The 11,853-nt window shown below is 40.3% G+C and carries 10 protein-coding genes, 1 tRNA gene and 1 pseudogene; 7 read left to right on the top strand and 5 right to left on the bottom strand.

Annotation, left to right across the window (positions count from 1 at the left end; translation table 11 throughout):
• From bamC to A3757_RS07725, 4 genes are all read left to right on the top strand, one after another.
• A partial coding sequence (gene bamC, locus A3757_RS07740; protein WP_156506247.1) for an outer membrane protein assembly factor BamC occupies positions 1-428 on the top strand: 428 nt, incomplete at its 5' end.
• A gap of 116 nt (positions 429-544) precedes the next feature.
• Entirely contained in the window at positions 545-1,258 is a 714-nt protein-coding gene (gene purC, locus A3757_RS07735; RefSeq protein ID WP_068567360.1) for a phosphoribosylaminoimidazolesuccinocarboxamide synthase, read from the top strand.
• Between the two features lie 125 nt (positions 1,259-1,383).
• Complete coding sequence (locus A3757_RS07730; RefSeq protein ID WP_068553744.1) at positions 1,384-2,112, top strand: TIGR04219 family outer membrane beta-barrel protein; 729 nt, start codon at positions 1,384-1,386, stop codon at positions 2,110-2,112.
• A gap of 118 nt (positions 2,113-2,230) precedes the next feature.
• Positions 2,231-2,307: transfer RNA gene (locus A3757_RS07725), tRNA-Val, on the top strand.
• Between the two features lie 392 nt (positions 2,308-2,699).
• On the opposite strand, the gene A3757_RS07720 is transcribed toward A3757_RS07725, so the two are convergent.
• The gene (locus A3757_RS07720) at positions 2,700-2,930 is read right to left on the bottom strand and encodes a helix-turn-helix transcriptional regulator (RefSeq protein WP_068567986.1); all 231 of its coding nucleotides are present in this window, start codon (positions 2,928-2,930) and stop codon (positions 2,700-2,702) included.
• 133 nt (positions 2,931-3,063) lie between these two features.
• Between A3757_RS07720 and A3757_RS07715 the strand changes: the two genes are divergently transcribed.
• The 3 genes from A3757_RS07715 to A3757_RS07705 are packed head-to-tail and all read left to right on the top strand — an operon-like array spanning position 3,064 to position 4,772.
• Positions 3,064-3,306 carry a hypothetical protein gene (locus tag A3757_RS07715; RefSeq protein ID WP_197469935.1) on the top strand — a complete coding sequence of 81 codons (243 nt, stop codon included), beginning with the start codon at positions 3,064-3,066 and terminating at the stop codon, positions 3,304-3,306.
• Positions 3,299-4,483 carry a site-specific integrase gene (locus tag A3757_RS07710; protein ID WP_231878239.1) on the top strand — a complete coding sequence of 395 codons (1,185 nt, stop codon included), beginning with the start codon at positions 3,299-3,301 and terminating at the stop codon, positions 4,481-4,483. The genes A3757_RS07715 and A3757_RS07710 overlap by 8 nt, the downstream gene beginning before the upstream one ends.
• 1 nt (position 4,484) lies before the next feature.
• Positions 4,485-4,772: a hypothetical protein gene (locus A3757_RS07705; protein WP_068567069.1), complete on the top strand. Its 288-nt coding sequence runs from the start codon at positions 4,485-4,487 to the stop codon at positions 4,770-4,772.
• 41 nt (positions 4,773-4,813) lie between these two features.
• Here the strand turns inward: A3757_RS07705 and A3757_RS07700 are convergent.
• The 4 genes and pseudogenes from A3757_RS07700 to A3757_RS07680 all read right to left on the bottom strand — a co-directional run bounded on the left by A3757_RS07700 (position 4,814) and on the right by A3757_RS07680 (position 11,409).
• Positions 4,814-5,974, bottom strand: a pseudogene (locus A3757_RS07700) (IS30 family transposase).
• A 1,340-nt stretch (positions 5,975-7,314) separates the two neighbouring features.
• Positions 7,315-9,780, bottom strand: a complete 2,466-nt coding sequence (locus A3757_RS07690; RefSeq protein ID WP_068567525.1) for a hypothetical protein — start codon at positions 9,778-9,780, stop codon at positions 7,315-7,317.
• A 376-nt stretch (positions 9,781-10,156) separates the two neighbouring features.
• Positions 10,157-10,711, bottom strand: coding sequence for a hypothetical protein (locus A3757_RS07685; RefSeq protein WP_068567434.1), 555 nt, complete (start codon positions 10,709-10,711; stop codon positions 10,157-10,159).
• Positions 10,712-10,713: 2 nt separating this feature from the next.
• Positions 10,714-11,409, bottom strand: a complete 696-nt coding sequence (locus tag A3757_RS07680; RefSeq protein WP_068739383.1) for a hypothetical protein — start codon at positions 11,407-11,409, stop codon at positions 10,714-10,716.
• Positions 11,410-11,853: the final 444 nt, after the last annotated feature.

The raw sequence follows: 11,853 nt of genomic DNA, 5'->3' as shown, positions 1-11,853 counted from the left end.
TTGTTAGTTCAGATGTCCAGCGAAATAGACACTCCCTACTTGCAAATGACATTAGTGGTGAACCACGTGTTTTTTTGCTAGAAGATGATCAAGGCGGAAAGTACCTAAAGCTAAACCTTAGTTACCTTCGGTCATGGAGAGAAGTAGGTAAAGCGCTTAAAGCTTCAGAGGTGCTGGTTTCTGATATAGATCAGTCGCAAGGAAAGTACTTTGTCAGTTATTTAAGTCGAGATGAGCTGGATTCATGGTTTTCGACGGAAGAGCATCGTCAAGAAAAAGCTAAAGAGCATAACTTCTCTATCGAGATATCCGGCAGCGCACTCGAACAGGCTGATGCCTATGAGGTTCGAGTCAAGGCCTTGAATGATAGCTTTGACTCCAATACAGCTACCGAACTATTAACGATTATTTTTGAACACATATCATGATTTGATATGTGTTTATTGCCTAAATAGCTGCGATATCATTGCTCATTAAAACACTATAGAAATTTTTCAATACTATTGCTCTTAATCTTAGAGCCACTCTCGGGAGTTTCCTTTTTATGCAAAAGCAGAAAGAACTTTACGCTGGTAAAGCAAAATCAGTTTATACCACAGAAGATCCAAACAAATTTGTTCTTTTGTTTAGAGACGATACCTCTGCTTTTGATGGCGAGAAAATGGAGCAGCTGAATCGAAAGGGCATGGTAAATAATAAGTTTAACGCTTTTATCATGCAGGCCTTAGAAGAGGCTGGTATCGAAACTCATTTTGAAGCCTTGCTATCAGATAACGAGTGCCTGGTAAAAAATCTTGAAATGTTGCCTGTGGAGTGTGTTGTTCGTAACTATGCAGCGGGTAGCATCGTACGCCGCCTAGGTGTTGAAGAAGGAAAAGAATTGACTCCACCTACGTTCGAACTATTCCTAAAAGACGACGCCCTGCATGACCCAATGATTAACGTTTCTCACTGTGTATCCTTTGGTTGGGCCACGAAAGAACAGCTTGTCGAAATGGAAAAGCTTACCTATCGAGTAAACGATGTGCTGTCAGCAATGTTTGACAAGGCGGGTATGCTATTGGTTGATTACAAGCTAGAGTTTGGTTTGTCTGAAGGTAGAATTGTTCTTGGTGATGAATTTAGCCCGGACGGCTGTCGTATTTGGGATAAAGAAACTCGTAAGAAGATGGATAAAGACAGGTTTAGGCAAGGTCTTGGTAGCGTGATCGAAACTTACGAAGAGGTAGGTCAGCGTTTAGGTATTTCATTTGACTAAATTTTGTGACTTCGTTGCAGCTTTTTAATCTAAGCTGCAACGAATCAAGCAAGCAAAATCAAAAACTCCCTCTATACTTACGCTAATAGTTTTATTCTTAAGAGAATTCAATAAGGTAAGTATCTATGAAAAAAGTTACAAAACTCCTCGCTCCTTTCGTTTTGGCTGCAAGCGCCACGGCTCAAGCCGATTTTATAGGCGGTACTGTTGAAGCAAGTTATTGGTATGCCGGTGTTGGGGGTGATGCCTCTGCCGGTGGCGCAACAGTTGATTTTGAAAAAGATCTAGGTTTCGAAGATGATAGTTTCTTCGAACTCGCGGCTTCATTTGAGCATCCGGTGCCACTGATTCCCAATTTAAAGGTTCGACTGACTTCCCTTGATCAAACTGAATCAGGCAATATAGATGATACCTTTGATGATGTGGACGGACCAGTAACAACAAATCTTGACCTGACTCACTATGATGTAATTGCTTACTATGAAATTCTCGATAACTGGGTTTCGGTTGATGTTGGTTTAGATATTAAGGTTTTTGACGGTCAGCTTAATGTTGAGGGTGATACAGAAAGCTCGACCTCTACTATTGATAACTTTCTACCGCTGCCCTATGCAAAAGCTGAAGTAGAGCTTCCTTTTACTGGTATGGCATTTGGCGCCGAGTTATCGGGTATTTCGTATTCTGGTAATGGTATTTATGATGCCCGTGCCCGTATTCGTCAAAATATTAGCTTAGCATTTGTTGAGCTAGGCTATCGCACTATGGCAATCAAGATTGATGATATAGGCAGTGCTGATATCGAAGTTGATGTTGATTTTAGCGGTGTTTACTTAAGTACAGGCTTAGATTTCTAGATATAAAGTGCAATCTAGATTCGTAAGAATATTTTTCTAATATTCTCATTGCAAGGCGCTGAATTGTTTGATAAATTACGCGCCTTATTCAAGTCGCTCTCCTTGCGATGCTTGAAATAGGACTATAGCTCAGTTGGTTAGAGCGCTACCTTGACATGGTAGAGGTCGGCAGTTCGAATCTGCCTAGTCCTACCAATTAACTTGTTGATCTATAAGTTAATTTGCATCTTTTCTGTTTATTCAAAATACTTCATTATCCCGCGTAGACCAAATATAGCCCAAGTATGGCCCAAGCCTGTTTAGGTACTGATTAGAGCGACCTAAAAATGACCTCTATTACAAATAGCTCAAGTACTGTTGTTCGGACAAGTAGTGTCTAATATGAAGGGGCAACTGCTATGGCTGCTTTGTAAGTTCAAACTAAGTAGGGCAATTGACCGCGGCTCATATTTCTAGCGCTCTCACACAGAAAGTTAGCTTTGAACACTCTCACTCACTTCTATGTATTCACTCGTGTATTTGATAGCCGGTAAATTCTGGCTGTTATAATCAGGTGAATACGTTTTTGTTTGTAACCCTAGTAATAATTAGTTTGATTCATTAGGTATGTGTTCCAAAAGATCCTCAATCTTGCACTTGAAATACTCACACAACAAATCCAAGTTTGCTGTCGTCATATTGTGACCGGACGGGTTCTGCATGCGAGAAATAGTCGATCTATTTATCCCAGTCGAATCTGCTATCTCTTGTAAGCTAATTCTTCTTCCATCTTCATACTCTTTTTTAGCGATCATCTCTGCAAGTTTGTAGCGAATCATAGTGTCTCCTCAATACGCCTAATTATGGCATAAAAGATAGAAATAACCCATAAAAGCCATAAGCGTGCTTGACAATCACGTCTCGTGTTGTAGTATGTGATTGTGGTGCACGTTTAGCGCATAGAGGGCGTAAATGATGATTAAAACATACATGACGGCAGCTCAGCTTGCCGAGGTTATTCCTTATCATAAGAAATATATAAATGACTCATTGAAAGATACGTATCTTTTTGAGGGGGTTCATTACATTCGGCCATTTGGAGGGAAGAGGGTTTTATACATTTGGGAAGAGGTTGAGAAAACACTGTTTACAACATCGATAGAGAATTCAAACGATGTTATTCCAATGATGAATGGGGGAGCGTGCCGTGTCTAGCATAGGTGTTCGTAAAAATGGATATCTGCATTTTGATTTTCGTTTTGAAGGAAACCGCTGTCGTGAATACACGCGTCTTAAGGATACGGTCGCTAATCGCAAAAAGATGCAGGCGGTGCTGGCTAAGATAGATGCGGAAATCACCCTTGGTTCTTTTGATTATCAAGCTTACTTTCCTGCAAGTAAAAAAGCTCAAGGACAAAGTGAAACACTCGTAAAAAACTCTACCCCTTTGTTCAGAGATTTTTGCGAGGCTTGGTTTAATGAGAATGATGTTAGGTGGAAACAATCATATACAAAGATAATTAGAGGCACAATCGACAACTATTTGGTTCCTGAATTTGGCTCCCTCAATGTTAACGCTGTGGAGCGCCACTTAATTCTGAAGTTTCGCGCTGATCTTGCTCGCAAAAGTACTGACGAGAAGCGCTCTCTCAGTAATGATCGTATTAACCATATCATGACGCCTTTACGGATGATTCTAGAAGAGGCTGCAGCGAGATATGAGTTTCCAAACCCATTCTTTAAGATTAAGCCTCTTAAAGTTGAACAAAGCCAGGTAGATCCTTTTTCTTTAGAAGAGGTTCAAACGATTGTTAGTAACGTTCGGCCAGACTATCGAAACTATTACATTGTGCGCTTCTTCAGCGGCTTGAGAACTGCGGAAATTGACGGTCTTCGATGGGATCGAGTAGATTTTCAGCGAAAAGCGATTAGTGTAAGTGAAACCATTGTACAGGGGCGTAAGGAGACACCAAAGACGCAGTCATCATACCGAGATATATCGATGTCAGGGCCTGTCCTCGACGCGCTAAAAGCTCAAAAAGAGAATACATATAAAGACAGTGAATATGTTTTCTGTACTCGAAATGGCGGGCCATTGAATCACCGTAATGTCACGCAGCGAGTTTGGTACCCGCTATTAAAAACGCTAGGTATTAAAAAGAGAAGGCCGTACCAATCTCGTCACACTGCTGCAACATTGTGGCTAGCTTCAGGGGAAAATCCTGAATGGATAGCGCGCCAGATGGGGCACTCTAATACAAAAATGCTGTTTAGTGTTTACTCACGTTTTGTCCCCAACCTCACGAGACAAGACGGTTCGGCAATGGATTCTTTATTGTCGAGTCGTTTTGATGGTCAATTTATTCCAAATATGGAAGAAGGTGAAAAATAATATGACAATGCTATACGTAGTTGATAATAAAAATACTTTTGAGCGACTTCAATTGGAGGTCGACTCCACCGTAGGTAATCTAGGGGAGGGGTTGTGTTTCCGGTTCGGTATCCCAAAGTACGAACGTCAGCTCGTGACGTTCTTTGGTAGCCTTTCAAATAGCGATAACTATGCGGCAGTTTCCAACTGGGTTTATGAGATGATCATCAGTTCGGAGGCGATCACCCAGGCAGAGCTTACCGAAGAGATAGAGAGCAAATTCAACGCTAGGCTTTCTGAACTGTATTGATATAGGCATCACTTATAGTTTTAACTTTAGTAGTTGTAGATTCAAGCAATCATCGCAACACCCTTATCAATCATGTGCGATGGAGTCTTAAATTTCAATGTCTTTCTAGGTCGTTCGTTTAATTGGGTAGCTACCTCATTTAACCGCTCTTGTGTATGTGGCGATAAGTCAGTTTTCTTCGGAAAATACTGCCTAATTAGGCTATTGGTATTTTCATTTGTACCACGTTGCCATGGGCACTGAGGGTCACAAAAGTAAACTGGCAAACCAATTTATTTCGTTAGCTCAGCATGTTTCGCAAGCTCCATACCTCTATCCCAAGTCAAAGACTTCCTATATTGTTCCGGCATCTTCTTAAATGTGGCGAGCAACGCCTGGTGGACAGATTTAGCATCTTTACCCGCTAATTTGAGGATGATAGTAAATCGAGATTTTCTATCAACTAACGTGGCAATATGGGTGTTTTTTGTTCCTGATACCAAATCGCCTTCCCAATGACCAAGAGACTTACGGTTCTCTATATTCTTAGAGCGGTCATGGATTGATATCCCGTTAACAATATTGGTGAAGCTTCTATCTCCGCTTCGACGGTGGTGCCGACTATGGCGCATTGGCCTGCTTCGACGGAGGTATTGAGTGAATGAGTGGTGAATAACGCCTTTAGCGCGGACATATATTGATTTATAGATTGTCTCATGTGAGACCCGCATATTCTTTCTGCGGGAATACTCTACATGTAACCAGCCTGATATTTGTTCTGGAGACCACTTCAGCTCTAGCTTCGACATCACAACTAGCCTCAACTCTGGATTAAGTTCTAAAGCTCCAAACTTAGGCCGCTTGGCCATACGTTTCGCGCGATTATCGGCATCAACGGCTTTGTAATAACGTCGTCCACGATTACGAGCAACTTCTCTGGAAATAGTGGAAGGAGAACGGTTCAGCATACGGGCAATAGCTCTGATCGACATCTTCGCTGATAGCGCCACTCTGATTTCTTCTCGTTCCTCGAGAGTTAGATGCTGTGAGTTTCTTGTTCTTGGGCTCGGTTTAATGCCGCCTGACTCACGTAAAGCTGTGAATACAGTGCCAGGTGCGGCGTCCAGTACTCGGCCGATATCACTGAATCCTGTTCCTTGTTTCCATAAGTTGAAGACAAGATCTTTCTCGCCCTGGGTAAAAGTTCGCTTTGCTCGTTTCATCAAAAGTACTCATGCAAATCAGTATTTTAGTCCAACTGTTGCAATGACCATTTGAATCTACAGTGTTATTGCTTGTAAAGCTTGCGGTTTAGATACCAAGGCCTGTTGTCGTAGTGATTACTTCAGATCAGCTATAAAATGGCTATTGACCTTGCAGAAGGAAACCTTAGTTCATTTGAACTCACAACCCAAACTAGCCCTTCAGCTCAATTTCTGCGTTCGAGCTCAATAAGTCGCAAATTTTCTGGATACGGACGTTCAGACTGCCTCTAATACACCCCGCTCAAATACTAACGATTTGCGGCTTTCGACCCTTTCCAGACGTTCGTTAAAAATCTAGCGTACATATAATGTTTAAAGCAGTCATTCAGAACTCGTAACAGTAGTCTAGAATTTCCTTAAATCCCAATTCTTCTCGCTCTAGTTTCTTTTCTAATTCGTTTAGTTGCGAGATAGTGGGTAACTCGTTAGATCCTGATACTTTAACCGAAAACTCTACTTTGTAATTCTTGCCTATCTTGGTGAGCTCGTGGCTTAGCTGGTTTAATATTTCATCTCTTAACGTAAGTTGATTTCGTCGGAAACGTATTAGTCGATGACAATCGAAGAAGTCTGAGCGTTGTGATGAATCGTATTTCCTTCCAGTCCAGCCGGTATTTTTCGTCGCATGATAGAAGGCATCATCTCGCGTTTCTTTCCATTCACCGAAATTGAAATCACTAGTAGGGTTTGGATTCTCGTAGGTGGCCTGTGCATTGAAATTGGTTTCATCAAGATTGTGTTTATCAAGAGTAGAAAATGTTTTGTTTTGTTTTGATAACATGCGTTTCAAAGGCTTAGGCATGCTGAAACTCATTAATCTAGAGTTATCTAATATACGTATTACTCTAGGAATATCCTCGTCATCTTTATCCCAGTGTCTTTCTACCCGCTTGGGAACCCATTGAATAAGTGTTCCAAAGAGGCTAACTATACCAACTGAACTTAGCGACGTTATATGTATTTTTTCTTGTTCTTCGTGAACGAAATAGTATGCTTTTCCGCACCAAGTAAGCGACTGGGTTATTTCCTCTAATAGCCGACGAATTATTTCGTCATTTCCAGATAGTGAGTGTGGCTTCTTAATACTGAGAAGCAACTTCTGTGTGAGATCGGAATCATTCGAATCTATTTCGAACAGCTTTCCTTTTCCACGGTTCATTAAACTAAAAACCCTTGAAAAGTCATCATCAAACATTCCACGATGGAACTCTCTAGTATTCTCTCNAGGATTTATAAAGATTTTATCAACTAGCTCAACTTTCTCATCTCGAAAGCCAAACCAGTGTAAGGGCTCATCCCTAGTGATTTTCATGTTTTACCTCTTCATCCTCTTCCCGTAATCGTCTAGCAAGGCCAGTAATCTGATGGTCGACATCGAAGTCAATTGGTTTAAGTTGAGGTAAAACTTGTTTTGCAAAAAAAAGATGAGACGCTTCAGAAAGTGGGTCTAGAAATTCATTCACTATTTTATCTGGATGTTGATTACCTCTTCTTGTATCTCCTTGGCTTAGAAAACCATCTTCTCTAGCTCGACGTTCAAAAGACATTTTCCAGTTAATCCGGATTAGGTCTCGAGGAGAAGCACTCATACTGAAGCTTCTAGTGTTTGAAAGAAGTAGCATTCGTTTGAGATATTGTTCTTTATCCTTAATGGATTTAATCCACGAATCAAATTTGGAAAGAGCGTTAGTTGATAGTTTTTTGTTGTCGAAATAAGCTCCATATAGAATCGCAAAGCCTAATACGGAAGCCATATCATTGATAACGGTTGAGAAAAGATGGAGTCGAAATTCGTCGTTTACATCGAGAGAGGGATCCTTGAATTTCGAATTTTCTGCGAGGAAGCCGAGGGATAAGAACATTGGAAGGACCTTGTCTAGCTTGCTTTCATCGTTTTGTTCAAGAGCACTTATACAAGCTTCGGCAAGTTCGAAATAAATTTGTCCAAAATGATCCGGAAGTTGCTCATCGTGTCTTGGTTCGAAGATATGGTGAACGATGGATCCGCTACCTAATTTCGTAATGGCTTCATCTCTAGAAGAAGCAAGTTGTTTAGTTAATGTGGCGACATCAATATCAGGAAATATGTACGGCTTTTCGTTGTAGTGTTCATATCCTTGATATCTCTCTATTAGCCGAGATATCTCGTCAAACCAACGAGGTAGTTTCCAGTAACTATGTAAGCTTGATAGGACAACCTGTGTTGCGGCCTCTGACATTTTTATCTTTACAAGTGACTCTACAAAACTTGGAATAATATCCTTAAAAAAATCGCATATTTCGGGTAGCAATATTGAGTAGTGCTGAAGTAGTCTCTGGACTGCTAATTGTTGAACGTATTTTGGTTTAGATAGGCGTTTTCCTTCGATTTTTTTCTCGAACTCTATGCGTTTAGCGATTATGTCTAGCTCCAGTTGCAAAAAGGAGGGTAGGCGCTGCATAGCCTTCTCATTCCATTCATCGACCTCAAAAAAACGTTTCAAGTCTTTCTCAAAGGTTATCATTCTGCGTAAAGTTTCGATGCATAGGTTGCTTCCCAGCGTAACCCATGTATCTGCGATACCAATTATTATTCTTGAGTTGTTTGAGTCGGCTGTTATATCTGGATATTCGAACGCATGCTCTATGATTTCCTTGAACTTTTTTATCTCTTTGATTCCAATGTCAAATTGAAATCGTTCTGAATATGCTGGAATACGACTTGAAAACTTACTGATGAGATTTAAGGCTAAATTTAAGTCTCCGTCTTGAAATGCTAACTCGACGTGGCCGGCCAATTTATTAATAATTTCATTTTCAAGCCACTGATGATCTGGCTTCATTTCGACAAGCATTTCCTGGCTACACGTTCTTAATGCCATAGAAGTTGCGCTGTCCCCAGCCAAAAACCACTGCTTGTGTTTTTGTAGTCGAGGGAACCAATAACTATCTTGGTCGATTGTGTGTTTCTGTTGAATGTAGTGCAGCAATAAGGCTGAATAATCTTCGCTAAGCTGTGGTAGATTGTCGTCCAACCCTTCCTTGTCAGCTTTGACTCGATCATCAATATAAAAGAGTTGATTTAGGGCCCGTTGTGCTGCTTTAGAATGATAATTTGATAACGAAACTGAATTACGACGGTTTGCCGCACCCTTAATATCGTCAGCTATGTTTGGTAGTATTTCACTTCGAACCAGCTGGTTAAGGTCAAAAAAATTGAACAATCTCTGACCTAAAGGAAATAATGCTAAAGCGCTCAGTAAAGTCAAAACTGTGCCTGTTAAGTAGATGAGTATACCTGGCTCGACCCCAAGCAGAGGTAATGCAGTTGCAACCAAGCAGAAAACCGCTGCAAGCACTAAAACACGTGAATAAATACTTCCAACTTGCTCATTAGTTAGCATTTGTATTATGTCACGACGAAGCTTTGTATAACCGGTGCTCAGTATAATTCCAATTGTGGCGAAATAGATCGAGAATATTGCTGTGAGTAATTGGGCATATAGTCTGAGCTGATCAATATTAAATTTCATTTCTTCGAGACTAAATGGCGATAGTAAAGAAAGGTCGTTCTCAAGATGATCTTCAGCAAGGATTAGAATTGCTAAACATAAAACAACCCAGAATAGACTTTTCATCCCAAGCCATGTGAAGGAGCTTAAAATATTGAAGTTATACTTTGCTTTGTTGGTGGCGATGCGCGTTTTATAAGCATTGCGCTCTAAGATGAAACCAATCGATCTTAACCATGATTGGATTTTCCAAAACCAAGGCTTTGAATTCATCCAGATTTTAAATCTGTTAATCAAGTATGTTCCCTCTTATTTTTTGCTATTGATAAATAGCTGGATCCTTTCCTGTTTGCTAGATTTTGGAGCCAAACATATAAGATGAGTGTTACAGATTATACAATTGATCGGAAGCCATTTTTCTATTAATGCTTTGAAGTAGTATTAAGATAACCTGAATGTCCGCTTCTGGCCGTTAGTAGGCAAAGTACTATGTTGTAGTGGCAAACTAATTTTGGCCAGGGTCCGCTTTCGAGCTTTTACCGTCGTTGGCTAACCACTCAAAGAAAGGGAAATCAGCGATTCCTAAAGACTGTGAAAAGCCTAAAGCGGGCATTCAAATTGTCGCCGAACAACGAACCATGCCACCAAGCTATTGATCGGAGTTATTAAGGTACCAGTATATAAATGAAGCTAGCTCTTCATTAAAGTCAAACACTACAATGTAGTGAGAAGAATTGAAAATATAATAAAATTCGGGTGCTCGCTTTATTTTTACACGAATCAAGCTAGCCCTTTGTCCATTTTCTCTAGAGATTATAAATCTACTTAACTCGCGGTCATTACAGATATCACAATCGTGAATTCCACCGAAAGTTATCATACTTGCTGGTACCATATCATTTACTACGGCTAGCATTTCACACCCCAGATAGCTATGCATAGGCGTTTGTGCGAGATGCACTTGTCCCTGAACACTCTCAAGCCTGTACCTTTCTGGCAAGATAAGTTCAAAGTAAGGCGTTTGGTAAGAAGATAAACCTGGAAACAAAAGGCCTGCCTTTAATAAGTCATTGCTTTTAGAGTAATGACTTTTGAATTTTTCAAAATTCGAGACCTCTTTGCTTTTGATGTCTTCTATAGAACAACGCTCAGATGCACTAGATGCAAAGCTCGCACACAGTAAAATCAAAACCAGGTATTTCATAATCACGGCTCCCGAAGATTGTGTTGTTTCGAGTAAAACCTAAAGACATCTTCACTTTTGTGATCATTAAAGGTCGTAGCATCGATAGTCGAGTTAGTGAAATCTATAAACGCACTAGCTCTCTCAAGAGCTGTAACACCAGTAAAAATATCGTAGACCTGCTCTAGTACATTGGGTATCTCAGACAAAGCTAAGACGTTATAGTCTGCTCTTATCATTGATAAGAAGCCGCCTCTTCCAAGCAAACGAACTCTTATGTAATCACGTCTAATGCCCTTAGGTAAATAAGCATCTTCAGGATCATTAACGCTAGGAATGTACTCCGCTAGTTCATTAATACCATCTTGATCAAAAGTCATTCCATAAGCTTTATGTCCTGCGACTAAAAGGTCATTTGCAGTAAATCCTTTGATTTCTTTAACATATAACTGTCTAGTATCATCGTCCATAACTCTAGTTGTGAGTTCATTAAACAAATGAACCATAGCTGCGGTCATAGCGCCTTGCAGGAAGTCACCACCGGTAGCCCTAGAAGCCAGTCCACCAAACGTCGCAACGGCCACTGTTCTTTGAATGCTTAAAGGGTCACCATAACCTCTTGTAGCAGCACTGCCAATCTTCGAAGCCAAGGCCGAAACAGCCCCATGAATAAACTTATCCCCTCGAAGGTCTGCTATGACACCGTGTAGGACAGCCATAGTAGTTTAAAATAATAAAGAACGGGTATTAAGTTTTGAGATAAAAGTCTGGTTTTTGTTAGGAGAAGCATAAATTTTTTTTATGCTTCTAAGCTATTCAGTTAAAAAAGTGATTTGTGTCACTAAATATATCTGTTTTATTAGCAGCGATACTCAACCAAGCGTGCTGCTAGTGATAAATGTTACGATCGTCGTATCGATGGTATTAACATTCATAATTTTGTCTAAGAGAGGTCACAGTAGGTAAATCCCTAAACCGCTTATGAATCGAGTTGCTAGATCATCGATTATAACAGTCTTATTTCGTTACGGCTCTGATGTATGAAGTTGGTTTATGTGAGCTCTGCTTCACTTTCTTTGTGTGTTTGAACTAAAGCCTATCTCCGTGATAAACTAAGCGTATTATTTAAATGGATTTAGAGAGTCTGTAAGCCAAAGGGATCA

It is taken from the genome of Oleiphilus sp. HI0117, from assembly GCF_001635235.1.
The sequence above is the reverse complement of the archived record's forward strand: the minus strand, read 5'-3'. Positions and strand labels throughout refer to the sequence as shown.